We start from the raw sequence: 25,658 nt of genomic DNA, 5'->3' as shown, positions 1-25,658 counted from the left end.
GGCGCTCAACTTTTTGCCCTCTCTGTTGAGATAGATATTACCAATCTTCAATAAAATATATAAATTAGAGAACAGTGTGATTGTCTGAAGAAACAAATCACACCAAAATTTTCTATATCAAAATTCCATGACATTGTTATATAATTCAATTCATTTCTAGACTGCCGTCCAGCAATTATGTCATAAGTAAAAAAGCTGTGAACGCAAATTAATTTATGACTGCTGCTGTAAAAACTACTCCTGGCTTCGCTTCCCGCTTGGTAAATGGCGTACTGGCAATCAAGCCTTTAGCCAACCTAGCGAAACATCAAGCCCGTCAAATGATGATTAAACGTGCGGAGAGAATTGGCGTACCTTGGACGAAAGAAGTCAAAACACTACAGGCACGTGACTGGAAGGCTGATCTAACTCAAATAGAAAATTCTCAGCTTTCCTACCCTGATTACTACGTCACCTCATTCCATGCCTACGAAACCGGAAATCTAAGTTGGCAAGCCGCTTTTGAAGTAGAACCTGCTGCTTACGCTGTCCACTCTAAGGTTGTGGAAGGCGCTGAAGAAGCGCAAGGCGATCCCATGCTGCGCCAAAGTTACCACAATATTCTAAAAAGCCAAATCCCTAACGAGCCGCAAGATATCTTAGATGTAGGGTGTAGTGTTGGCTTAAGTACTTTTGCCCTACAAGCAGTTTATTCTCAAGCTAAAATTATCGGCTTGGATTTATCCCCCTACTTTTTAGCTGTTGCCAATTACCGCGCCCAACAACGCCAAGCTAAAATTAATTGGCTTCATGCCCAAGCTGAATCTACTGGGCTACCAGATGCCTCATTTGATTTAGTCTCAATTTTTCTGATGTGTCACGAATTACCCCAATCAGCAACCCGACAGATTTTAGCTGAAATGCGGCGCGTGCTGCGTCCGGGTGGCTACTTGGCAATCATGGATATGAATCCCAAGTCTGAAGTTTACCAGAAAATGCCAGCCTACATTTTGACCTTGCTCAAAAGTACTGAACCATATTTAGATGAATATTTTGCTTTGGACATTGAGCAAGCTTTTGTTGAGGCAGGTTTCCAAACTCCTACTATCACTAATAATACCCACCGTCACCGCACAGTAATTGCTCAGGTGAGTGGTTGATTTTTCTCTACTGCTGTGGTCAGCAATACCACCCTTGCTGCTGCTAGGCTACTACTATCGAGTACCATTTGCCCCACCTCTGTTAAAGTTACTGATGTTCTTTGGCATCGGGGCAATATCTGGTCTTTTAGCCCTTAGACTTGAATGGAATTTTGAAACTGTAGCCAATTGGGTTGTAGACTGGGAACGGATCAAGCGCTCGCTCCCTGGTGCAATCTTGCGGCAGCTTGTGGAAGTAGGTGTAATTGAAGAAGGCTGCAAGTTAGCAGGGGTTGTTGTGCCAACCTATTATTTGCAACGCACGTATCGATTACTTCCCTCAACCGTTTTCCTCTTCACCATAGCCGTTGCCCTTGGATTTACCGCCGAAGAGAACTGGATTTATCTTTTTCACAATACAGGATCAATTCTTGGGCGTACTATTAGCACGCCAGTCCATGCCATGTTCTCTGCGCCTTGGGGATATGCCTTGGGAATGTATATTTCGTCTAAAAATCGATTATATCAAGACAGGAAGTTTATTCTTTGGGCTTGGCTGAATTCTGTAATCTGTCATGCCCTAGTTAATATTCTATCTAGTGCTTGCAGTTACTCACTAGCGCTATGTTTCCTTAATTATGGTTTATTTCCGTTTTTATTGTGGATGTTTTGGCGACTAGAACAATTACTGCGAAAAGTGCAAGGTAAACCTGTAATTACCCTGATTTGGGAACGTACACCCCAGCGACGTTACTGGCAGAGGGGTTTAGTGCTTTTTGCCCTCGTGCTGGGTGGAAATGCTATTTTTGGGCTGTTTCTCTTAGCCAATAAAATTAGTTTTTTGAGTCCGTCAAAGCTTTTTGACAGTTATATTTTGTGGTTTATATTTAGTCGCTTTTTGCTAAATCTCTTTTTTGGAGTTTTAGCTTGGGGCATTTATCGCTATTTGCGACATTCCGCCCGTCGTCGGTATTTTTAAAATATGATTTAAGAAAATGCTAGGGGGTTTCTATGCAAACAACTCCAGTGCGTTGGACGACAGATGATCTAGAGTTATTCGCTGGCGATCGCAGAAATCGCTATGAGATTATTGATGGAGAACTATTTGTGACTAAATCACCTAGTTGGGATCATCAATCAAGTTGTGGCAATATTGTTACAGTTCTTAACAATTGGTCAGATGAAACTGGTTTAGGTAAAGCTGCGATCGCACCTGGAATTATTTTCTCAGATTCTGACAATGTGATCCCTGATGTGGTATGGGCAAGTCATGAACGCTTAAAACACTTACTAGATGAAGCTGGACATCTCACAGGCGCACCGGAGTTAGTAGTAGAAGTTCTCTCACCCGGTGAAAAGAATGAGAAACGCGACAGAGAAACAAAGCTAAAGCTTTACTCGGTGCAAGGAGTTCAGGAATATTGGATTTGCGATTCTATACAGAAGAAAGTTGAAGTTTATCGTCGTGAACAGGCTGCATTAAAGTTAGCAGCTACTCTATTTAGTCAAGATGAACTGACAAGTCCTTTGCTACCTGGTTTCACCTGCTTAGTGAGTAAACTTTTCTAGGCTTGGATTCTTTTCGATTATCCTCTTTACTCTGTGTTCTCTGTGCCTCTGCGGTTAAATAAATCACTTTTAAACCGCAGAGAACCGAAGAGAATAAAATACATTTTAAGAGTCACTTTGAAAGGGCTAATTTTAATAATTCGTAATTCGTAATTATTAAAAATGTCCTATGCCTAAATTTACAATTAGCTAAACTCGTGCCAATACTGGCTGATTCACGGATGCGCTGACTGAATCTGATTCTGACTCCGTGCAGTAGATTTCGCAGGAGTTATTGGGACTTTCAATAAGTTTCACTTTGTGAAGTTTAGCTCCCAATTCTTGAATGGGCGATCGCAATAAATTACTAATGTAAAGTGCGATATTCTCAGCAGTGGGCACAATTTCGGCAAAATAAGGAATGTCTTTATTTAAAAAAGTGTGATCGAATGGTTCAACCACATAATCTTCTATCACTTGATTCAAACCCCCTAAATCGACAATCATGCCGGTGCGTGGGTCAATTTCTCCTTTGACGGTGACTTCTAGATGATAGTTGTGTCCATGACCGTGGGGACGGGCGCACTTACCATAAATCTCAGTGTTTTCTTCGTTACTGAGATGAGGATGAGCTAGCCGATGGGCGGCGCTAAAGTGAGTACTGATAGTAAGGTATGCTTCCATTGCGTTTCCTATATAATCTGCCCAAAGTTCAGGATGTTCAAATAACTGCACACGGACTAAAGGCAAATGCGGTGCTAATCTCTGCCAGATAATCCGGGCAATATTCTCAGTGGTGGGTAAAGTTTGTTGAAATTCTGTCCACGCATCGTTGATATAAGAGAAATCCAATTGACTGGTAACTTCTCGTTTGATTACGTGTTTGACATCAGACAAGTTCAGCACCATACCATACTTATCCAATTCCCCCGCAAGGGAGATAAATAAGACATAGTTATGTCCGTGTCCAGGAAATTTAGAGCAAGCACCAAATTTTTCAATATTCTCGGCTTCACTCAGTTCTGGCAACCAATAGCGATGACTTGCCGAAAACTGGGCGCGGCGATTCACAATACATTGCATGAGTACACTATGAGCAGAATTTAAAATTTCTTAATCTTTTTCTATTTCCAGCATAAACTAATTTGTTTGTCAGTAGTCATTAGTCATTAGTCATTTATTATTTGACCATGCCCAATGCCCAATGACTATATAACAGATGCTTGTGCCTCGCAATGTAATCTCGTAGCTATGCGAAATAGTTCTTGGCCTGTGTGTAAATAACGCTCATCGTAGCTCAAAGGAAAATAAGCCAACTCTTCAAGTCCATCTGCTACTTGATTGAGGCTGTAATAGAGGTTAGCCGCAGTTCCTGCTAAACTAGGAGGATTCGGCAGAGATCGAAAAGTAATTTGTGCCTGTTTGAGGTCATTTCGACAGGTTTGTAAGTATTCCTGAAATTCATCTAACAACTCATCATCAAAAGGATCGGCAGCTAATTGCTCTATTTGCTCCTCTAGAGAATAGAGAATACCATCAAGTAGATGATTGACTGGTTGATAAACTCGACGCAGCCATTCTTCAACTTGCTCGTCAGCTTCCCGTCCGGTTTTTCGTCTTGTCTGGTAATGCTTTTGCGCCGATGCTGTACGCTGTTGGCGATCGCTATTTAATTTTTGAGAGTCATCTTGCAGTTGTTGATCGTAATTGCGGCGATTATGGTTGTCACCTAAAACTTCATAAGCTGCATTAATGCGAATAATTCGATCGCGATCGGCTGTATCCTGATTAATGTCAGGATGAAATAACTTAACCAAGCGGCGATAAGCTTGCTTAATCTCCGCAAGGCTTGCACTTGGACTAACTTTGAGAGTTTCGTAATGGTTAGAAACGTGCTTAGAATTGACCATTAATTCAATGTATCGTTAACCAACGCTAGCGGGCAACCTTGCCTCCAGATCTTGGAACAAGGGTGTACTCAGATACCTCTCACCAAAGCTGGGCTGAATCATCACAATTAAACGCTCTTTGTTTTCTTCACGTTGAGCAACGCGAATTGCTGCACATAAAGCGGCCCCACTGGAAATGCCAGATAGTAGCCCTTCTTCTTTTGCCAAGCGCCGACTATAAGTGATCGCTTCTTCATCGGTGATGGTAATCACTTCATCTATCAATTTTAGCTTGAGTACTTGGGGAATAAACCCAGCGCCAATTCCTTGGATTTTGTGTGGCCCTGGCTGTCCCCCAGATAAAACAGGGCTATTGGCTGGTTCAACTGCGATCGCTTTAGAACTAGGTTTGCGTGCTTTAATCACTTCTGCTACCCCAGTGATCGTACCACCAGTGCCCACACCCGCCACAACTATATCTACTTGTCCATCAGTATCTTCCCAAATTTCCAGAGCTGTAGTTTCCCGATGCACTTTTGCATTAGCTGGATTGCGGAACTGCTGCAACATATAGGTATTTGGCGTACTATTAACTATTTGCTGCGCTCGTCTAATTGCCCCACTCATGCCTTCCATACCTGGCGTTAGTTCCAGTTCTGCTCCATAAGCCCGCAACATTGCCCGACGTTCCCCACTCATGGTCTCTGGCATTGTCAAAATTAATCGATAACCCTTAGCTGCTGCTGTCATTGCTAGAGCAATTCCCGTATTTCCAGAAGTGGGTTCTACTAATATTGTCTTCTCAGGAGTAATCAGCGCCTCCTCTTCGGCAGCGTTAATCATGCTGACCCCAATCCGGTCTTTGACTGATGCCGATGGGTTGAGACTTTCCAGTTTCACCACAATTTCCGCAACACATCCTTCTGTTTGAGGAATGCGGTTCAACTGAACTAGGGGTGTACGACCAACAAGTTCTGTAATGTTACGAGCAATTCGCATAATTATAGTCCTTAGTTATTTAGCCATTTGTCATTTTTCATTTGTCATTGGCCATTGGTCATTTGTCAATGGTGAGTGCTGTACTGGTGATTAAATAATGGTGATTTTACTTGCAGCTTTAGTAGCTTTTTCCCTAGCCTCTTCGATATTCTGACCCTTGGCTAAAGCTACTCCCATTCGTCGATATGGGTGAGCATTAGGTTTACCAAATAATCTAATATCGACATCTTTTTCTGACAAAGCATCGGCTACGCCTGTAAAACCAATAGAATCAGATTTTTCCGAAGCTAAAATTACCGCACTAGCTGAGGCTCCTAGTTGTTCTATATGAGGAATTGGCAAGCCTAAAATTGCTCTTAAATGTAGTTCAAATTCATTGAGATTTTGTGAGATTAATGTCACCATTCCCGTATCGTGCGGTCTGGGAGAAAGTTCGGAAAAAATCACTTCATCTTTGGTAATGAAAAATTCAACGCCAAAAATTCCGGCTCCTCCTAAAGCATCAGTTACTTTTATGGCTATTTCTTGAGATTTTAATATTTTATCTTCAGAAATTAGTACGGGTTGCCACGATTCTTGATAATCGCCTCGTTCTTGGCGATGACCAATAGGAGAACAGAAAATTGTCGGTGCATCCCACTGTTTAATTGTTAGTAATGTTATCTCGATTTCAAAGTTAATAAATTCTTCTACGATTACCTTTTGACTGTCTCCTCTAGAATTAGCGATCGCATAATTCCATGCTTTCTCAACTTCACTCTTATCCTGTACTACAGACTGACCTTTACCAGAGGATGACATCACAGGTTTAACAACATTACTAAACCCAATTTCCTCAGAAATTGTAATCAATTCTTCTAGGGTTGTTGCATAACCATAAGTAGCCGTTCTGATGCCCAATTGTTTATGCGCCAGTTCCCTAATTCTATCGCGGTTCATTGTATAGTTAGTAGCAGCCGCAGTCGGTATAACCGTAATCCCTCGTTGCTCAAATTCGACCAGTTTTTCTGTTCTAATGGCTTCAATTTCTGGTATGATAATATTTGGCTGATGTTTTTTAACTACAGCTTCTAAATCATCAGCACTGAGCATAGAAATAACTTCAGAGGCATCAGCGACTTGCATTGCGGGAGCATTGGCGTAGCGGTCAACAGCAATCACATAATTACCAAGACGTTGAGCCGCGATCGCAAATTCCTTACCTAGTTCTCCTGAACCTAGCAGCATCAATTTTTGGGGCAACTTAATATTCATCAACTTATCCAGACCAATCTCGCTCCAATAATCTTATAATTTTTTGTGTTTCAATTAACGTCTTTTCAAGAGTTAAATCTAGCCCCGCGCAGTTGTAAATCTTGACGTTGTAGCAGAGTTAAACCAGTACCTAGACCCAGGTGACACTTATCTACTAGAGTCTCTAACCAAATAGTCTCATCCAAAGTTGCACCTCGCAAATCTGCATTTCTCAAATCGGCTTTCATTAAATTTGCAAATAAGAGGTCCGCATTGACTAAACTACTACCTTGCAGATTTGCTCCAGACAAATTTCCTCGGATGAAGTTTACATCATCTAAAATTAAGCCAGATAAATCTGCTCCTATCAGATTTGGAAATTTTAGCTGACTTGGATATTTAAAAAACCGCATAATACAGATGATATTTGCTTCATTTAGGCGGATTTTAGTTAAAAACTCATAACGAGCAATTCCCAGTTGCTTAAGAATTTTTAGACGCTGTAGGGGACTTTGTTCTAAAAACTGGATGGCTGTATGGCGTAGGTCTTGAGTCGGCAGATTTAGCATGATTGTCAGGTTATTACTATACTTGCGCTAATTAAAAGTTTAACCTTAATACAAGAACCCCGACTTCTCACAGAAATCGGGGTTCTAATGGATAACGCCTTACCTAGCGTCCTGCTAACAATGCTTTCGTAGCAGATTCACCTGCTAATCTGACCTGCTTTGTCAACTGGAAATTTAACAATCCTAAAACACTCAACTGAGCCAGGAATGCCATAAAAATTGTTGTCGCCCCAGAATATTGGAGCGCTGACCAAGGAAAGGTTGAAAACAGCCATACAGTAGGATGTTTCCACGCGGAGATCCCAAGAAATTCTAGAATCATCGGTGGTAAGAACGTTACCGTACCTATAGTACCTATTGCCCAGAAAGAACGTTTGGGAGTCTTCAGCAAAAGTATTAATTGGGCAATGGTAGCGTAAATCATGATTATGCTGATAGACAAAGCTACAGCTGAAAGTGATTTTAAGCTGTTAAAATTGTCATCCGCACCATTTTGGCTATAGTCTGTATCAAAAACAGATGTAATTGAAATCCAGACTACCAAAGGGATAGTAACAATTGCCAGATTAATAGCGATCGCTACAAGTGCAGGGCTTTTTTCAGCCCAAATTAGATCCCGCCAAACACTCTTACGGCTAGAAACTTCTTGATGTCGATATCTTGCCCAATCTTGTACATCTTGACGATGAGGGGAAAGAATGGCAATCAAACTGAAAAGTAACCCCAAGTTGTATATTGCCAGAAAAACTAAGTTCGGCCCAACCTGTTCATAAAAATTGGAATTATTCCAAGATTGTAAGGTAAAGCCCCACATCATGAGCTGACAAAAAGCTACTAATACATAACTTTGTCCCTTGCTAATAATTGAGGCTTGAGGATTACGGAAGGAACGTTTCAGAGCTTGTAAGATTCCGTAACTGCACAATCCCAAATTTAATAAATGAAAACCAACAATACTAACAACATTAGTACCTAATGGTAAATAGAAAAACTCTAGGTTTTTCAGTTGAGAACCATTGTATACACGTAACAAGTTAGGAAACAGATAATTTATTGTATCCCAAGGAGCAAAAAGCCTTATCCAAGCAGTTGAGTTATTTAAAATGTTACTAGAAGACGATGATGCAAACCCCATTACTGTGAACAAGAAAAGCAATACTGCACCACTACCTAACCAAGGCTGAAAACCGCTAAACAAACGACTAATTAAACCAAATAGCAATGCGGCACTGTAGAAGAAAATACAGCTAGCAGCAAGAATAGCGTAGTAACTCAAAATGTAACTAAAGGCAATTTCGGCAGAACGTCCAGCCAACAGATGTAAAGGAACTGCAACTAGGATGACGAGATAAACTAAACTCGGAACTCCTAGTAATTTTCCAGTTAATATACTAGTTTCTGATTGGGGGCTAAGACGGATGAAATTCAATGTACCGCGACTTTCTTCTTTAGCTAAATCGTTGATTAATAAATAAGTTCCTGCAACTAATAGTGTAAATACAAAAATTACACTCAAAGTCAGGAATATATATTCCCAATGATCTCGCCACCACAACTGCCAATCAATTTGATTTTGGGGACAAATATTCTTTGCGACTAAATCATTTAAGTTAGGAATTTGATATTGATCTGATTGCTGGTAAGTCTGGTTTTGTTGCCGTTGATATACTTGACTTAAACGACAGTATGTGTTTGTTAGTGAGTATTGATCGTCAGGAAACTCCCGTAATTGATATAAAAAAACTACCAGTTGCAGTAGTAAGGATGTTGCAACTGCGATCGCAACATTAGAAAATTTCAGCCTTCCTTTGAGTTCCCGCAATAGTTGCGGATTCCAATCACCGATTTTGTCTATAAAGTTGGGCATCATTAGAAAAAATTCTCCAAAAATGGGGAGTTATATTTGTTGGCAAATCAAGATGCTTGTTTGTGACCTAATTTTAAGAAAATAGTTTCTAAGTCTTCTTGGGTGCAGTGAAAATCAGTCAAAGGAATACCTGCTTTAATCAGCGATCGCAACAACTCAGCACTATCTTCATCTTTACCCGAAAAATTCACCCGCACGCTATTTTTTCCTGATATCACCTCCCACTCTTCTACTAAATGATGATGTTTTAACTCCCTTAAAAGTGTCTCTAGGTTCCCCAGAGTTGATATCACAATTTGCTGGTGGGAAAGACGTTCGTACAGTTGTTGTAAAGAGGTACTTTCTACCAAGAAGCCAAGTTCCATAATTCCCACAGATGTACACAGTTCTGCTAAATCACTGAGAACATGGGAAGAAATGATTACAGTCATCCCAGCTTCTTGCAAAGCTTTGATGATTTCGCGGAAGTGCATTCTGGCGATGGGATCAAGCCCAGAGACAGGCTCATCTAGTAGTAGTAAAATCGGTTCGTGGATAATGGTTCGCGCTAAACTTAAGCGCTGTTTCATCCCCCGCGACAGGGTAGAAATCTGGCTGTGGCGTTTATTTCCAAGTTGAATAAGTTCTAAAACTTCATGTAGACGTTGAGTGCGACGTGGTTCTCGTAAACGATAGAGACGCGCAAAATAATCTAGGTAATCCCAGACTGTCAAATCCTCATATAGTGGGTAGTCATCGGGTAAGTAGCCTAGACGACGCTTCAGTTTGGGATTACTTTTGTCACGGAGTAGGCGATCGCCATTAATATAAATCTCACCTGTAGTTGGTTCCTCAGCAGTTGCCAACATGCGGATGAGAGTTGTTTTACCTGCGCCATTGGGCCCAATCAGTCCATATACTTCCCCTGCCTGGATTTCTAAATCCACATCATTGACAGCAACGTGTCTGTCAAATTGCTTAGTTAGTCCACGGGTGCAAATTGCTAATTCTTTTACCATCGCTGCTGGGGTGCGGCTTGTGATTAACACTCAACTTAACCTCTTTCTACAACTTATGTCAGGCTTGTTTCGGAAATTGAAACTGACTTTATATAAAGCTGCTTTGAGTCATGGACATTATTTACCGCTACTTTCACTAAAGTTTTAAACAATACCAATTATTAAGTTTTGCTACTGGGAATACTAAAGCTAGAAATCTCTAGGTCTTTTCAGTTAATCAGGTAAAAGCTGTATGGATTTTGAATCGATTATGAATATGCCTGCTATCGGGCAAGCTATTGCTTATGCTATTGAAGATGGTAGGCAATGGGGACTATCTTTTGCCAACAATTTCTATTGGGTAGGTAATAGAGATAATATCGCAAACCTGATGATAGTAGAGTCAACCGCTTGGTCGGTAGGCAACGACATTTTCAGTGGATTCATAGGACTAGCCGGAATACCCACTGAGATTACGATTACATTGTATTCCAGTGTAAAACTAGCATCAGCTCTTTTTGCTCTTTATGGCATTGATACAAGAAGCGAATCTGCACGAGTATTAGTTTTAGCTGCTGCGACTGGAGTGAGTGTATCTGAACTAGCTAATCAATTAGGAACTCAAGTAGGATCACAAGCTATTCAAAAAACTTTAATGTCCATCCCTGGGAAAACTTTTGCTGAGATAAACAAAGCTTTGGGAATTAAGCTAATTTCCTAAGCAGGCGAGAAAACTTTAGTCAACGTAGCAACAATGATGCCTTTTATCGGGTCTGTGATCAGTGGTACGGTAAACGGGGTAATGATGAATGCTTGCGGACATGCAGTGATTGCCTTTATCAGGGTTTGGAATAGGTCATAATTTAGCAAAAGTAGGTAAGGCATACGCCCTACCTACTTATTAATTCTTATTATGCTATTTAGGAAATCTATGCAAATAAAACCTTGACTTTTTGCTCTAGTATCAAGTTATTTCCGATAGTGGTGGGATGACGTTATTAATTGCATGAGCAGATGAACCGTTAACTGTATAACGGTATTCGGGAACTGGATATCCAGCTTCGTTAAAGGTTTCACGAATAGCCTTATTAGTGTCGAAATAAACCTGCCAGTAATGATCGTTATTGCAATAAGGACGTACTGCTAATACAGGCCCTGCAAAGTTGAAATCCTGAATTTCTACATCCGGTGCTGGATTTTGAAGGACATTAGGAATTTGGCTAATTTTCGCTTTCAAAAGTGCGATCGCTTCGTTATGTTTCACATCATGATGGATTTGAGCTACTAGATCAACCCGACGGTAAGGATTGGCGGAATAATTCTGGATATTGTCAGAAAAGATTTTATTATTGGCAACAATTGTCAATACGTTATCAGGTGTATTAATACTAGTTGTGAACAGCCCAAGTTCTGTAACTGTGCCTGTGACACCTCCAGCTGTAATGAAATCACCAACTTTGAAGGGTCGAAAAACAATTAAAAATGCGCCTGCTGCAAAGTTTGCTAGCAGTCCTCCCCATGCTGCACCAATTGCAATACCAGCTGCTGCTAACAATGCGGCAAAGGAAGTTGTTTCAACCCCAAAGAAGCCGAGAATTGCCACAATTAGAACAATTTTCAGCGTTACACCAATGATATTCAGAAGATAGTTAATTAGTGTCGGGTCAATTTGTTGGCTTCGGAAAGCACGTCGTACTAGCTTCAATGCAAAATCAATCAAGCGTTGAGCAATCAGCCATATAAGAATTGCGCCTAAAACTTTAAGTCCAAACAAAGTTAACAGTTGAAGAGCAACTTGACCTATTTGATTAAAATTCATAAACCTTTTTTGTGTTTGCGTTTATTAACATAAAAACATACAACTAAATTCAACAAAAAATTCCTATAGATAGTTTTTTTTAATTTTTAGATGAATCTATAGCTGATATAGTTGAGTTTTTGCGATAAGTTCTCATACTTGCTGAGTATCGAAATATTTGTCAGATTACTTCCCCTACTCACAAATAAATTAAAAACTCCATTGGTACACTTGCTCGGTATGATATTTAATCTGTAAGCATTTACCTAGTAATCATCAGCTATGACCCAGAACTACCGCATTACTCTACTCCCCGGCGATGGCATTGGCCCTGAAATTATGGCAGTGGCGGTAGATGTGCTGAAAGTCGTAGGGAAGCAATTTGATCTGAAGTTTGAATTCCAAGAAGCACTTATTGGTGGTGCAGCAATTGACGCTACAGGCGAACCCTTACCATCTGCCACTCTAGAAACTTGTCGTAACAGTGATGCTGTGTTACTTGCAGCAATTGGTGGTTATAAGTGGGATTCTCTGCCATCCAATTTACGCCCAGAAGCAGGTTTATTAGGACTGCGTGCAGGTTTGGGATTATTTGCCAATTTGCGCCCAGCGAAAATTTTGCCCCAGTTAATTGATGCCTCGACTTTGAAACGCGAAGTTGTGGAAGGCGTGGATATTATGGTGGTGCGCGAACTCACTGGTGGGATTTACTTCGGTAAACCTAAAGGGATTTTTGCCACAGAAACGGGTGAAAAACGCGGTGTAAATACAATGGTTTACACCGAATCAGAAATTGAACGCATTGGGCGGGTGGCCTTTGAAGCCGCTAGAAAACGTGGCGGAAAACTTTGTTCTGTGGATAAGGCGAACGTATTAGAAGTATCTCAGTTGTGGCGCGATCGCATCACCCAACTTTCACAAGAATATCCAGATATCGAACTCTCTCATTTATATGTAGATAATGCTGCTATGCAGTTAGTACGCGCTCCTAAGCAGTTCGACACCATTGTTACAGGCAATTTGTTTGGCGATATTCTCTCTGATGCTGCTGCCATGCTTACCGGTAGTATTGGGATGTTACCCTCAGCGAGTTTGGGTGCTTCTGGGCCTGGTGTGTTTGAACCAGTTCATGGTTCTGCTCCAGATATTGCTGGACAGGATAAGGCCAATCCTCTAGCACAGGTTTTGAGTGCGGCGATGATGCTACGCTACGCTTTAGACCAACCAAAAGCGGCAGATCGTATCGAACAAGCCGTATTCCAAGTTTTAGAGCAAGGCGATCGCACTGGGGATATAATTTCTCCAGGAAAAAACCTCCTTGGTTGCCGCGCTATGGGAGACTCGCTCATTAAGGCTCTTGAACAAAAATAATTTTGTGGAGCAACCTGTGCCAATTTGGCAACCTTTGCTATAAGTTTCGGGTAGACTAAAGGGAAATCTAGCAATCAAATAACAGTCGATAGTGTACGCATTACGACAGAATCCAGTAAATTTCACCGCCCCCAAGAACCAATCGCCTTTGATTGATCCTGCTGTAATCAGAGCTGCTGGGCAGATATACTATACTCACTGTGAAGTCCATCCCGAAATCGCTGGGCAACCTTCCGGTGTAGCAATTAATCGTGTTAATCATCGAGGTAAGGTTATTTTTACTAACCAACCAGTTCTTTTACCTCAAGAGTGTTTTGTACCCTTAAGTCAAATTGAATCACACATCTATTAGTCATTAGTCATTAGTCATTGGTCATTAGTCATTAGTTCTCGACAAAGAACAAAAGATAAACGACAAATGACACAGAACTAATGACAAAGGAATAATGACTGTATGGACATTTTGTTCGCTATTCCAGCGAGTGTAATGGTCTTTGCTTTGGGTGCATCTATTGGCAGTTTTCTCAATGTTATTGTTTATCGGCTACCTGCTGGGTTGTCAATCCTTTGGCCGCCTTCTCGTTGTCCTAAATGCTTAAACCAGCTAAAAGCTTACGACAATGTACCAGTATTCGGCTGGATTTCATTAAGAGGGCGGTGTCGATATTGCAAAAGCAAAATTTCTGTCCGTTATCCTGTGGTAGAAGGGGTGACGGGCATAATTTTTTTGCTGATTTTTTTAGTATTTCAAGTTTCGATTTTAACAATAGGCTATTGGGCTTTTTGTAGTTGGTTATTAGCACTATCGCTGATTGACCTGGATACAATGACCTTACCTAATCCACTTACTCAGTCGGGTTTAGTGGCAGGAATTTTATTCCAAATGGTGGTTGGTTATCTATCAGAAGGAAGTTCTGTCGCATTGGTAAATCACCTTATGATAGCCATACTAGGTGCAGTCTTGGGCTTATGGCTATTTGATGCGATCGCCCTATTGGGTTCAATTGCCTTTGGGAAAACTGCAATGGGCGCAGGTGATGCTAAGTTAGCAGCCATGATGGGAGCCTGGTTAGGCTGGAAATATTTGCTTTTAGCTACTTTTATTGCCTGTGCGCTGGGAGCCTTAATTGGCAGTGCTATTATTATGCATAAACGGATACTCCTAGGTCGAAGCAAGCTACGCACAGCGTCTGGTAGAGAAGCCACTAATGAACAGACATCGACACACAGGTTAGGACAAAAAATGCCTTTTGGCCCTTTTCTCGCTTTAGGATCTCTGATTACCCTGTTTAGCGGCGAAGCAATTTTGTCTATCTATCTGCGGTTATTTTTTCCAGCGTCTTGAATTGCAGTCGCGAGTATGGAGAGAAGGGGGATAAGGGGAGTAACCCATATCCAATGCCCTTTCATAAGAAAGATTTATAATTCGTGACTGTAACCAACATTACCCCATCGCCCCTTCATATTTTGATAATATTCTGGTTGTGACTTGTATTACCCTCTTGATGACGATTAACCGTTAGCAAGCACAACTATTGGAACAGATGCCGATCGTTCATAACCTAGCAATACGAATCATTGATTTGGGTGGGAGAGGGAGAGCATCTTATTTGGAGGTTGGTATTCTCATGGCTTTGTCAGTACGTCAATATAATTAAGTCTGCTGAAAATAAAGAGCAGGAGACTTGTATTGGTATAAGTATTTTCGTTAAGCTGGCAACCAAAGATGAAAATTAAGGTCTGAATTGCTTAAAAGCGTAGTTTGACGATGTAGTAATTAGTCATTAGTAAAAAAAAATGACTCATGACTAAGGACAACCCAATACGGTTTGATATGTTTTCGACCTCATACCCACTTAAAATAAAATAAAAAATGGCTAACAACGAAGAATCGCGTGGTTTAAAGTCTCTATTTGATTGGTTTGCAAATCGACGGAAATCAGGATCTACCAGCCTTGAGCGCCAAGAACGTGAAATTGCTGATGGATTGTGGCACAAATGTTCCAAGTGTGGTGTATTGGCATACACAAAAGACCTGAAAGCCAATCAAATGGTTTGTATCGAATGTGGTCATCATAATCGTGTAGATAGCGATGAGCGTATTCGTCAATTGATAGATAATAATACCTGGAAACCTCTAGACGAGCATTTGCGTCCAACCGATCCGCTAGAATTTCGCGATCGCAAACTCTACAGTGATCGCTTGCGGGAAACACAAGATAAAATTGGCTTAATAGACGCAGTTAGAACTGGTTTAGGTCAAATCAATGGTTTGCCTATTGCCCTTGGGGTTATGGACTTCCGCTTCATGGGTGGTAGTATGGGTTCGGTTGTGGGAGAAAAGCTCACCCGGATGATTGAGCAAGCCACTCAACGACGTTATCCTGTAGTTATCATCTGCACCTCCGGCGGCGCGAGAATGCAAGAAGGAATGCTCTCCTTGATGCAGATGGCGAAAATCTCCGCAGCCCTACAGCGCCATAAAGACGCGCGACTATTATATATTCCCGTTTTGACCAATCCCACAACGGGCGGCGTTACTGCAAGTTTTGCGATGTTAGGCGATATCATTTTGGCAGAACCCAAAGCAACAATTGGTTTTGCCGGTCGGCGAGTGATAGAGCAAACCCTACGAGAAAAACTCCCCGAAAATTTTCAGACTGCGGAAGATTTGCTCCAGCACGGTTTTGTTGATGATATCGTACCCCGTACCCAATTAAAGAATACCTTAGCCCAGCTAATTGCTCTACACCAGCCTGTACTAACACCACCTCACATGGTTTTGTGGGAAACAATGTCTTTAACTTCTACCGCCGCTGAATAGAACATGGGGAATGGGGAATTGGGCATTGAACATGAAGAAGAGACAAGGGAGACAAGGAAGAGGGGGGAGACAAGAGAGACACTTGTTCAATAATTCCCCCTTGTCCCCCTTGTCCCCCTGCCTCCTCTGCTCCCTGCCCCCTGCTCCCCTGCTTCTTTCCCGCTCCCTCATCCTCTCATCGGCTCTTTGACAAAAACGAGTGGAACAAGTGCTGCTAGTCGAAATAGACTAGAGAGGGCGAACAACCCTAGCAAGCCTCCAAACTGAGCGAATTGGACGATGAAGCTGCCTATAGTTGCGCCTAAAGCACCACTCCCTCCAGCAACGGCAGCTGCGATCGCAAAATAAATAGACTGATTTTTAATTGGTGCGATCGCCAATTGTATATTGTTGCTGCACAAGTCAATCGCCGCCCAAGTACCTCCAGCCAAGATATGTAACAGAGGTAGCCACAACCAGATATCAAGGCGATTAGCACCAATCCCCAGCCATAGCAGTGGCGTAGCTGCAACCAAAATTCCAATACCGATGAGGATGGGACGATTACCTATCTTGTCTGCTAATTTTCCCCACAGAATAAGCATTAGCAAAGTTGCCCCTGCCTGAAGGCTGTTGTAAATAGTGACGTAGCTCACGTCTAAATCGAGCGTATCGAGCATATAAAGGTTAAAAAACGGACTGCTGAGGTTAACAGCAAGCGCCCAGAAGCTGAAATACAACAGAAATCTCAAAAAGTTAGAGTTTTTCCAAACACTGTGAGTTAACTGGTTTTGTGGTGGATGAACTGATTCAGCGACTTCAGAAGATTCATCTTTTGTAACCTCTGACTGAATCTCACTTATTTTAGTTGAATTGCCATAATAAGTATTTTGCGATCGCGGATTCATATCCACTTGGAAATACTGACACCCCAATCCCGCAATTCCCAATATAATGCTTATCAGCAGAACCACCCCATAGCCTTGTAGAGTTCCACCATACCAATGTGATACAGCTAGACCAGCCATTGGTACGCAAACCAAATTGGTGAGATTAGCGGCACTATTGCGTGTCCCAAAATACCTGCCTCGCAATCGCCGGGGAACTATCATTGCAACCCAACTTAGCCACGATGCGGTTCCTAGCCCTCCCAAAAGATTGCTGAATAGGACAATCAAGAGTGTCAATATCACTAATTGGTGAGTATTGATTGCTCCCAAGCTTACGCCTACAATACCGATTACTAGAGCCAGCCATAGCAGCCGACCAATTCCGTGTGTCCGAAGAGAATATTGAAAGCGGCTGGTGCTACGTTCAGATAAGTAAGCACCCAACGGCTGAATCAGATTGACCAACATGGGGATAGAGCAAAGCATCCCAAATACCACTGGACTAGCACCCAATTCCACCAAGAAATTGCTGAGTAAAATCCCGCCAGTTCCAAGAGAGTAAACCGCCGCTAAGACAGAATCCGCAGTGGAGGCTTTTAAACTTGTGCGAATCGCATCCTTGGGAATTCGAGAGGTTGGAGAAAGTGCTGTTGGTGGTAAAGAAACCTGGGGAATTTCCAGAGCCAGTGGCGCAGTTGTTTCAACCTGAACAAAATCCATAATGTATGTTTATGAGTAAAGCATCCTGACATAAATTAGGTTGTCGAAGAACTCAGTATGCTTTTATTAGCATTTTGAATAAGTTTTCGTTATTCTAACTTGCAATTTTCAACAAAAATTTTAGATAAGTAAAATATCACTCCTTAACAACAGAAGGTACAAGTGATCAAAAAAAGATTATTTAATTTTTTGGGATTAGTAATGGCGATCGCGATCGCTATTATTGCTTGTCAAAGTCTACAATTACCAAGCAAACCCTTAGCATCTACCGCAGTTAGTATCAAACTTAGTGGCTGGGGAGGTTCTCCTGTTGAGCAAAAACTCTTGAGACAGGTATTGCGAGAGTTTGAGGTACAACATCCAACTATTAAGGTCAAATATGAGGTAATCTCCGACCAATACATGGATGTAATCAAAACTCGTTTGGTTGGGGAAGCAGCACCCGATGTCTTTTATCTCGATGCGCTGGAAGCTCCTTTCTTGATGAGTCAGAATGTTCTAGAACCGTTAGAAAGTTACATTACCCCCGAATTTGACCTAACGGATTTTGAAGATACCCTACTCGATAGTTTCAAATATCAAAATCATATTTATGGTCTTCCCAAAGACTATTCCACCCTTGCCCTGTTTTATAACAAAAAAGCATTCGCCGCGGCAGGGTTGAGTAATCCGCCAGCTACTTGGGATGAATTACGTAACTACTCGAAACAATTGATAGGCAAACTTAATAAATACGGCTTTGGGGAAATTCCCGAATTAGCGCGTCAGGCTTATAAAATTAAAGCCTTTGGTGGGCAGCTCATCGATCAAAATGGTTCTGCTACCTTTGCGAGTGAGGCAGGTTTAAAGGGTTTAGAGTTAGTAGTAGACCAGTATCAAAAAGACCGTTCCTCCGCCCAAAAATCTGATGTAGGAACAAACTCAGGTAGTGAAATGTTTGGTCAGAGTAAAGTAGCAATGGTGATTGAGGGTAACTGGGCAATTCCTTATTTAACTGAAACCTTTCCCCAAGTAGAGTTTGCTACCGCGCCGGTACCTACGATTAACGGCAAAAAAGGCACAATGGTCTTTACAGTTGCCTATGTGATGAACAAGCAAGCACAGCACAAAGCCGAAGCCTGGAAGTTGATTTCTTATCTCACGGGTAAAGAAGGAATGCAGAAGTGGACAGGAACAGGATTTGCTTTGCCAACACGTAAATCAGTGGCAAAGAATTTGGGCTATGACCAAGATGCACTGCGATCGCCATTAGTGGCGGGAGTCGATTATGCTACATCTTGGCAGGTGGGTAAATATCCAAGTGTGATCGTGAATAACTTTGAGAACCAGTTTGTCAGCGCCTTGTTGGGGCAACAACCATTAAAGCAAGCGATGATGAAGGCACAGAATGAAGCTAATCAGCAAATTAAGGCGATGGAGTAATGCATAGCAAGTTTTTTGTACTCATAACGAATCAAAACCCGACTTCTTGCAGAAGTTAGAAATCTGGGGATCTGAATGAGTAATGACTTAAAATCGGGATTAATAACTCTATCTCAACCGAAGATACATAATGAAGCAAACAAAACAACTAGCAAAAAATTGACTTAAAATTGTAAATGTTAGTTAACAATAGTAAATAACTATGCATCCCCTATTAAACATTGATATTTCCCAATTAAGCGTATCCGAACGAATACAACTTGCAGAGGATTTATGGGATAGCATTCTAACTGACACTAATGCAGTAATTCTGAGCGAAGAGCAAAAACAAGAATTGGATAGACGTTTAGAAACACATCGTCAAAACCCAAATCAGGGTTCAACCTGGGAAGAGGTTAAGCAAAGACTGGGTTTTTCTCAATGATTTATCAGTTAATTATTAGCCCAGAAGCAGAGCTTGATATCCAAGATGGTTTTGAATGGTACGAGCAACGTAGTTCTGGATTAGGTTCAGAATTTGTACGTGCTGTCGATAGCAGTTTGGCATTAATCGGACGCAACCCTTTAGCTTATCCTCAAGTTTATCGACAAGTACGACGAGTTTTAATACGCCGATTTCCTTATGGAATGATGTATATCTTGGAACAAGATGTAATTACTATTATCGCCTGCTTTCACGTCAAACGCGACCCTAAACAATAGCAGGATAGGAATATTTGAAAGTCTGCCGATCGCTCAACAAAAATATACACAATCAAAAGCGATCGCATTCTTAAACCAGAGATTTACTCAATCAGGTTCAAGCGATCGTGTAATTGAGTATATTTATTTCGGCACTAAAAAAGTAGCGCTCGCTATTTGTAATAGCATATTGTTAATACAAAGCCCATTCTAATTTCAGGGTTTCTAACTTAGGATTCTTCACACTCATTCTTTTACACTCTTCCACAAATTCCTTGACTTGTTCTTGGTTAAGACTTAAACCACCATCTTGTAGATTATTGATGTAAGTAATCACATCGGAAGTTGTTAAAGCTGAACTTATTTCTTCTAGAAGAATAGCATTTCTAACTTCCCGACAAACTAACTCGATATCTGATGACGTAAACTTCATACTTTTCTCTGCCAGCATTTCAAAGTTAACTAGCTGATTCATATCAATTTTTGACAGGTAGTGTATGAAGAGTTCTATTCTTTCTACTTGAGATGGTGGAAAGATAGGAATCTTCCAATCCAATCTACCAGAACGTTTCAAAGCACTATCTATACCGCTCAAATAATTAGTAGCAGCTATCACAATTACGTCACTATTTTGAAGATTATTTAGTTCTATGAGTAATTGATTAATAGTTGCTTTTTGGTCTGTATGGGCGTTGTCTTCGTTACGATTAAACCCAATACTGTCTAACTCATCAATAAATAAAACGGAAGGAGCTTTTTTCTTAGCTTGAGCAAAGATATCTCGAATATTTTTTTGACTTTGACCTATCCAAACACTGACAATATCAGCAGGGGAGAATTTAAAGAAATATCTGCCAGACTCATTAGCAAAAGCATTTGCCAGTAGAGTTTTACCACATCCAGGTAATCCATAGAAAAGAATTCCACCAATTGAACCCTTATGTCCCTTAGATTGCAGCTTGAGAAGTTTATCTAGTTTGTCTTTTTCTTCGTTTAAACCTTTTACTTGGCTAAAGTCCAGCTTAAATTCTTTAACGCGATTAGTAACTGGATATGTCTGTAATAAACTAGGTTTTTTAACCCCATACCCAAAAGATGGATATTCAATAGAATCAAATGATACTGGGACTAATTGGTGTTTTTCATAATCAGGAGCCATGATTACAACCTGGAAGCGATCGCCATAATATCCAGATAACTTATATTCTAAGATTTCCTTAGCCTTTTTTAGTTGGTAATAGTTACGGGCAATCTCAAAACCGGGAATTACCAACCAAAGACTTTCTAGCTTATTCGGCCATACTTTTGATTGCCTCAAAACTCTTTTCAGGGGATCTAAAAAGAGATTATTATCCTGAAATTCTTGGTATTTGAGAGTTTCTATCTCAACCACTACCTGATTTTTTACATATACTTCTATAATTTCGCTTTGATACTCTTCATAATCATCTGATGTATCTTCATCTGATGTTTCCTCATCCTTAGAAGTCAACTCAACTTCACAGCCAATATTAGACAATTCATATCCTAGACTTTCTAAGGTTTTAATAGCAAAATACTTGAGATAAATATATTCTTTACTTTCTTGTTGCCACTTCAGACTGTAAAAATGTTCGGGTTTTATCTTCAACAATAACTGTGATTCAGCCTGTATTTGAGCTTTTTGCAAATCTACAAAATAATCTCGCAAAGATGCATCATCTTCCTCTATTTGATAATATGGAAGTTCCAGCAGTAGACGAAAATGAGCATATACTTCTTCTTTATGCTCAAGAGAGGCTTCATTTGGGTATTTACATCTGAGAGTAAAAGTAAAAGGAATTTTACTGGCAACTCTATCTACCAAGTATCCTAAAGCATCTTCTTGCTGATGAGCTTGGATTTCTAATACTGATGGACAATGAAATAAAATAAAAAGCTGTTCAGAATTATATTTATTGGCAGATAGAGATATCTGTTCAAACTGCCGATCAAATTTTTCCGAATCAAGCAACTCTAAACCAGTATTACCAAGTATAATACTGGTCATAGTTGAGCGATGAAACTGAAAAATGTTAGCATCAGAAATGGGATTTTCCTGTTCATCGTCACACTCTTGATCTGAGGCAAGACTTGTAGGGATTTTTCTAGTAGCAGCTTTTGGGATACTATTATATCCTCCGTATTGATATTTTCTAATTAGTTCATAATTAAATATTTTGACAACAGTATCAGAGAAGAAATCTTCTACTTGGGGAATCAAAAAAATACCTACTGGCTGATGAGAATCTAAACATGCTTGAAATCGTTCATATTCTTGTTCAGAGCCAAAATCAAACAAGTAGTAGAAAAAATCATGTTTGACTGAAATTGCTTCTTGTAGTTTGACTGAAATTGATTCAGATTCAGCTATTTTATTGATTGGTTCTACACCTTTAATAGAAATAGCAATTTTTGTATCTAGTGGAATATACAAATCCAAGCAAGGATTTGCACAAAGTCCCAATTCACCAAGAGCAGTATTAAAATTATCTATGAATGATTGACTTCTACGCTGGTAGCCAAACTGTTCTATGATAGTTTTTAACCGTAGGCTTTTTTGAGTTTTATCAGTTCTCTGGAGTTCACTTTTAATCGAACGTAAGTAGGCTGTATATGACATTTTGTGTCCTCTTGCTTGAGTCGGGTTAATTAGCATCCCCAAGGGAGCTAGATATATAGTTCCCTAAATTACATAAGCAGCTAACTCATACAACCGACATCTCGTAAATCGCCGTTTTGCGTCTAGGCTTTCCAAAAATAGAAACTTAATTTAATGACAGGAGTAGGATCAATAATCATGCACAACCCATCTCTACAGCCGGGTTAGTGCGGGATTAAACGGAGGTTCTGTAGTGTTTGCAATCAACAGGCGGCGGAGTAACCCCAGGTGGAATATCACAGAAAACTTAGCTGGGTATATGTTCATGATGCCGACCATTCTAGTTTTGGGGACTTTTGTAGTCTTACCCATTCTCTACGCCGTTTTTCTTTCCTTGCAAAAAGTCCGACTTCTCGGCGGTATTGAGTACGAGTTCATCGGTTTTCGGAACTTCACACGATTAGCTGAAGATGAAAGGGTTTGGATTGCTTTAAGAAACACAGCACAATATGTAGCTATTGTTGTGCCAACTCAAACAGTCTTAGCTTTAATTCTGGCGGTAACTCTGAATTCTGGGATTCGCGGTAAAAACTGGTGGCGCATCCTTTATTTTTTGCCCACAGTCACCTCTTCAGCAGTGCTGACGCTGATCTTTATGTGGATTTATAACACCGATGGGCTACTAAACGATTTTCTCACTTTTGTAGGGCTACCTACTTATAACTGGTTGGGCGATCCATCTGTTGCCCTCAAAGGTATTATAATCATGAACATTTGGTCAACCGCGCCATTTTTCATGGTGATTTATCTGGCGGCGTTGCAAGATATACCCAAAACACTTTATGAAGCCGCAGAACTCGATGGCGCAAATGGATGGAAGCAATTTATCCACATTACCCTTCCCTTGCTTAAGCCTGTAACCTTCTTTGTGGTAGCAGTGGGGGTGATTGGGACTTTTCAACTTTTTGACCAGTCTTACATCTTTTCTGGGGGTACTGGCGGCCCGAACAACGCTACCTTAACTGTGGTGCTGCTAATTTACCAAGCTGTGTTTCGGAATTTACAAATGGGATATGCAGCTGCGATCGCATTTTTGTTAGCAGCCGCGATCGTTGCCATCAGTTTGATTCAACGGCGACTTTTTGGAGGCGAACGGATTTGACTAAAATCTCTGGCTTAAAAGTCTTGCTATACGTCTTGCTGACACTTTATGCGATCGTTACCCTAATTCCCTTTCTCTGGGCGCTTTCAGCATCATTTAAGCCGCTAACAGAGATTGTCGGTGGTGAACCCAACTTTCTCCCCAAGAATTTTACTCTTGACAACTACAGGCAAATATTTCTCCAAGAACCGTTATTTTGGCGCTGGTTGTTCAATAGTGTGGTAATTGCCGTTAGCGTTACGCTTTTAAACTTGTTGTTAAATTCAATGGCTGGTTATGCCCTGGCAAGACTGCGTTTTGTAGGTAAGCGCTTTTGGTTCTTTCTCATCTTGGCTGTGCTGGCAGTACCAGCGCAAATCACCCTAATTCCGACATTTTTGATTTTAAAAGCGATCGGTTGGTTGAATTCTTACCAAGGCATGATTGTGCCTAGCATGGTGAATGCCACTTTTATCTTCATGATGCGGCAGTTTTTTGTTAATTTTCCTAAAGAACTAGAAGAAGCGGCTCAACTCGATGGCTTAAATACCTTTGGAATTTTCCGACATATTGTCTTACCTCTAGCCAAACCAGCATTAGCGGCACAGGCAGTTTTTGTATTTATGGGAAGTTGGAATAATTTTTTACTGCCGATAGTTATCCTATTTGACCCAGAAATGTTTACCCTCCCTTTGGGGCTGAATACCTTCAAAGGCCAATACATCAGCTATTGGAACTACATTATGGCGGCTTCTATGGTCTTTACCCTACCAGCTTTAGGTATTTACGCCTTTTTTAATCGTTACTTTATTCAAAGCGTTACCTTCACTGGGGGAAAAGGTTAAACCCCATTCCCAATGCCCCATTCCCCATACTTCGACTGCGCTCAGTACAAGTTCCCCATTCCCCAAACAGTATTTTGGGCAACAAATTGCACTCCTAACGTGATATTGGTATTACAGCGACTCAATCTCTATCTATCAGTTAACAAGCATTATGGGTTTTGCAGACCTATCGATCGCAGAGATAGCAGCCGACTACAGTATACCTGTAGAAAAAGTGTTTTCTCTGTGCAACCAACTGGGAATCGCCTACAAACACCAAAAGACCCGTTTGGCGTTAGAAGATGCAAAGGCAATTATTTCCCAAATATCGTTTGAAACACACCCAAAAGGTACTAGCGACTTGGTGGGTGATGACGAGGACACCTAACGGGTGATCTTGGGCTTTAGCTAATCATTGATAGCTCATGACAAAAAACAATGAGTCATTAGCAATTAGCAGCTTGGAGATTGAGAACCGCTTTCTTAGCTGTGTTGAGCGTCAAAATTTTTAAGGGGAAACATGTTTAGAAGACTAATTGGCGTTGTTGTGGCCACTGTTTTACTCTCGTTTCAGTTGCTTGTTGGTAGCGCGACAGCAGTGGAACTAGACAAAGCTACCCGAACAGTGCCATTAAATGCTGAAGGTGAAACCACTGTACTTAGCCTGAAACAAGTAAAAGAAGGCAAACGTTTATTTAATTACGCTTGCGCCCAATGTCATGCTGGGGGAGTTACCAAGACAAACCAAAACGTGGGGCTGACTCCAGAGGATCTGGCGCTGGCAACACCCAACCGTAATAACATTGAAGGCTTAGTGGATTATCTGAAAAATCCCACTACTTACGACGGGGAAGAAGAGATTTCCGAAATCCACCCCAGTATCAAGAGTGCAGATATTTTCACAGCAATGCGAAATCTGACAGATGAGGACTTGGAAGCGATCGCTGGTCATATCCTCATACAACCCAAAATCGTTGGCACTAAGTGGGGAGGCGGAAAAATCTATTACTAAATCCTGCAACTGAGTCATTGGGAATAGGGCATTGGGAATAGGGCATTGGGCATTGGGAAGTATCCATTCCCCCTTTCCCCTTCCCCATTCCCTACTGATTTCACCGATTTTTGCAATAAATTGCTCCCCATTTATTAAAAAAAAATTGTATCTATGACAGATTGTCATATTTGGTG

The 25,658-nt window shown here is 40.9% G+C and carries 25 protein-coding genes; 15 read left to right on the top strand and 10 right to left on the bottom strand.

Going from position 1 to position 25,658, the window contains the following annotated elements:
• The first annotated feature begins 215 nt into the window (after positions 1-215).
• From NPUN_RS14320 to NPUN_RS14310, 3 genes are read left to right on the top strand one after another with little or no spacing between them, the layout of a single operon-like run.
• A complete protein-coding gene (locus tag NPUN_RS14320) occupies positions 216-1,139 on the top strand; it encodes a class I SAM-dependent methyltransferase (RefSeq protein ID WP_012409340.1) in 924 nt (307 codons plus the stop codon).
• On the top strand, positions 1,132-2,097 hold the full coding sequence (locus NPUN_RS14315) for a PrsW family intramembrane metalloprotease (RefSeq protein ID WP_012409339.1): 966 nt from the start codon (positions 1,132-1,134) through the stop codon (positions 2,095-2,097). Before NPUN_RS14320 ends, NPUN_RS14315 begins: the two co-directional genes overlap by 8 nt.
• Before the next feature lie 32 nt (positions 2,098-2,129).
• Positions 2,130-2,687, top strand: coding sequence for a Uma2 family endonuclease (locus NPUN_RS14310; protein ID WP_012409338.1), 558 nt, complete (start codon positions 2,130-2,132; stop codon positions 2,685-2,687).
• Positions 2,688-2,876: 189 nt separating this feature from the next.
• Here the strand turns inward: NPUN_RS14310 and NPUN_RS14305 are convergent, their stop codons facing one another.
• From NPUN_RS14305 to NPUN_RS14275, 7 genes are all read right to left on the bottom strand, one after another.
• Positions 2,877-3,749, bottom strand: coding sequence for a 6-carboxytetrahydropterin synthase (locus NPUN_RS14305; protein ID WP_012409337.1), 873 nt, complete (start codon positions 3,747-3,749; stop codon positions 2,877-2,879).
• Between the two features lie 125 nt (positions 3,750-3,874).
• Entirely contained in the window at positions 3,875-4,576 is a 702-nt protein-coding gene (locus NPUN_RS14300) for a J domain-containing protein (RefSeq protein ID WP_012409336.1), read from the bottom strand.
• 15 nt (positions 4,577-4,591) lie between these two features.
• Complete coding sequence (gene cysK, locus NPUN_RS14295; RefSeq protein WP_012409335.1) at positions 4,592-5,554, bottom strand: cysteine synthase A; 963 nt, start codon at positions 5,552-5,554, stop codon at positions 4,592-4,594.
• A gap of 90 nt (positions 5,555-5,644) precedes the next feature.
• The gene (purT, locus tag NPUN_RS14290; RefSeq protein WP_012409334.1) at positions 5,645-6,808 is read right to left on the bottom strand and encodes a formate-dependent phosphoribosylglycinamide formyltransferase; all 1,164 of its coding nucleotides are present in this window, start codon (positions 6,806-6,808) and stop codon (positions 5,645-5,647) included.
• A gap of 65 nt (positions 6,809-6,873) precedes the next feature.
• Positions 6,874-7,356: a pentapeptide repeat-containing protein gene (locus NPUN_RS14285; RefSeq protein ID WP_012409333.1), complete on the bottom strand. Its 483-nt coding sequence runs from the start codon at positions 7,354-7,356 to the stop codon at positions 6,874-6,876.
• 103 nt (positions 7,357-7,459) lie between these two features.
• A complete protein-coding gene (locus NPUN_RS14280; RefSeq protein WP_012409332.1) occupies positions 7,460-9,226 on the bottom strand; it encodes an ABC transporter permease subunit in 1,767 nt (588 codons plus the stop codon).
• A 44-nt stretch (positions 9,227-9,270) separates the two neighbouring features.
• Positions 9,271-10,221, bottom strand: a complete 951-nt coding sequence (locus NPUN_RS14275; RefSeq protein WP_041566147.1) for an ABC transporter ATP-binding protein — start codon at positions 10,219-10,221, stop codon at positions 9,271-9,273.
• 232 nt (positions 10,222-10,453) lie between these two features.
• On the opposite strand from NPUN_RS14275, the gene NPUN_RS14270 reads away from it, so the two are divergent.
• Positions 10,454-10,921, top strand: a complete 468-nt coding sequence (locus NPUN_RS14270) for a hypothetical protein (RefSeq protein WP_012409330.1) — start codon at positions 10,454-10,456, stop codon at positions 10,919-10,921.
• A 243-nt stretch (positions 10,922-11,164) separates the two neighbouring features.
• Here NPUN_RS14270 and NPUN_RS14265 read toward each other — a convergent pair whose 3' ends face one another.
• Positions 11,165-12,019, bottom strand: a complete 855-nt coding sequence (locus NPUN_RS14265; protein ID WP_012409329.1) for a mechanosensitive ion channel family protein — start codon at positions 12,017-12,019, stop codon at positions 11,165-11,167.
• Positions 12,020-12,280: 261 nt separating this feature from the next.
• Between NPUN_RS14265 and leuB the strand changes: the two genes are divergently transcribed.
• The 4 genes from leuB (at position 12,281) to accD (ending at position 16,193) form a co-directional block, all read left to right on the top strand.
• Positions 12,281-13,369 (top strand): 3-isopropylmalate dehydrogenase, encoded by a 1,089-nt coding sequence (leuB, locus tag NPUN_RS14260; RefSeq protein ID WP_012409328.1) that lies wholly within the window; start codon positions 12,281-12,283, stop codon positions 13,367-13,369.
• Between the two features lie 91 nt (positions 13,370-13,460).
• The gene (locus tag NPUN_RS14255) at positions 13,461-13,721 is read left to right on the top strand and encodes a hypothetical protein (protein ID WP_012409327.1); all 261 of its coding nucleotides are present in this window, start codon (positions 13,461-13,463) and stop codon (positions 13,719-13,721) included.
• Between the two features lie 102 nt (positions 13,722-13,823).
• Complete coding sequence (locus tag NPUN_RS14250) at positions 13,824-14,714, top strand: prepilin peptidase (RefSeq protein ID WP_012409326.1); 891 nt, start codon at positions 13,824-13,826, stop codon at positions 14,712-14,714.
• Positions 14,715-15,242: 528 nt separating this feature from the next.
• Positions 15,243-16,193 carry an acetyl-CoA carboxylase, carboxyltransferase subunit beta gene (gene accD, locus NPUN_RS14245; protein ID WP_012409325.1) on the top strand — a complete coding sequence of 317 codons (951 nt, stop codon included), beginning with the start codon at positions 15,243-15,245 and terminating at the stop codon, positions 16,191-16,193.
• A 167-nt stretch (positions 16,194-16,360) separates the two neighbouring features.
• Here the strand turns inward: accD and NPUN_RS14240 are convergent, their stop codons facing one another.
• Positions 16,361-17,782: an MFS transporter gene (locus tag NPUN_RS14240; protein WP_012409324.1), complete on the bottom strand. Its 1,422-nt coding sequence runs from the start codon at positions 17,780-17,782 to the stop codon at positions 16,361-16,363.
• 201 nt (positions 17,783-17,983) lie between these two features.
• On the opposite strand from NPUN_RS14240, the gene NPUN_RS14235 reads away from it, so the two are divergent.
• From NPUN_RS14235 to NPUN_RS14225, 3 genes are all read left to right on the top strand, one after another.
• A complete protein-coding gene (locus NPUN_RS14235; RefSeq protein ID WP_012409323.1) occupies positions 17,984-19,204 on the top strand; it encodes an ABC transporter substrate-binding protein in 1,221 nt (406 codons plus the stop codon).
• Positions 19,205-19,406: 202 nt separating this feature from the next.
• Positions 19,407-19,628, top strand: a complete 222-nt coding sequence (locus NPUN_RS14230) for an addiction module protein (protein ID WP_012409322.1) — start codon at positions 19,407-19,409, stop codon at positions 19,626-19,628.
• Entirely contained in the window at positions 19,625-19,906 is a 282-nt protein-coding gene (locus tag NPUN_RS14225) for a type II toxin-antitoxin system RelE/ParE family toxin (RefSeq protein WP_012409321.1), read from the top strand. Before NPUN_RS14230 ends, NPUN_RS14225 begins: the two co-directional genes overlap by 4 nt.
• A 172-nt stretch (positions 19,907-20,078) precedes the next feature.
• On the opposite strand, the gene NPUN_RS14220 is transcribed toward NPUN_RS14225, so the two are convergent.
• On the bottom strand, positions 20,079-22,526 hold the full coding sequence (locus NPUN_RS14220; protein ID WP_012409320.1) for an ATP-binding protein: 2,448 nt from the start codon (positions 22,524-22,526) through the stop codon (positions 20,079-20,081).
• Between the two features lie 232 nt (positions 22,527-22,758).
• On the opposite strand from NPUN_RS14220, the gene NPUN_RS14215 reads away from it, so the two are divergent.
• The 4 genes from NPUN_RS14215 (at position 22,759) to psbV (ending at position 25,482) form a co-directional block, all read left to right on the top strand.
• Positions 22,759-23,667, top strand: a complete 909-nt coding sequence (locus NPUN_RS14215; RefSeq protein ID WP_012409319.1) for a carbohydrate ABC transporter permease — start codon at positions 22,759-22,761, stop codon at positions 23,665-23,667.
• On the top strand, positions 23,664-24,491 hold the full coding sequence (locus NPUN_RS14210) for a carbohydrate ABC transporter permease (protein ID WP_012409318.1): 828 nt from the start codon (positions 23,664-23,666) through the stop codon (positions 24,489-24,491). The genes NPUN_RS14215 and NPUN_RS14210 overlap by 4 nt, the downstream gene beginning before the upstream one ends.
• Before the next feature lie 151 nt (positions 24,492-24,642).
• A complete protein-coding gene (locus NPUN_RS14205) occupies positions 24,643-24,858 on the top strand; it encodes a hypothetical protein (protein WP_012409317.1) in 216 nt (71 codons plus the stop codon).
• A gap of 132 nt (positions 24,859-24,990) precedes the next feature.
• Positions 24,991-25,482, top strand: coding sequence for a photosystem II cytochrome c-550 (psbV, locus tag NPUN_RS14200; protein ID WP_012409316.1), 492 nt, complete (start codon positions 24,991-24,993; stop codon positions 25,480-25,482).
• Positions 25,483-25,658: the final 176 nt, after the last annotated feature.

The organism is Nostoc punctiforme PCC 73102, from assembly GCF_000020025.1.
In the GTDB taxonomy this organism is placed as follows: domain Bacteria; phylum Cyanobacteriota; class Cyanobacteriia; order Cyanobacteriales; family Nostocaceae; genus Nostoc; species Nostoc punctiforme.
This window is presented reverse-complemented; position numbering and strand designations above follow the sequence as displayed.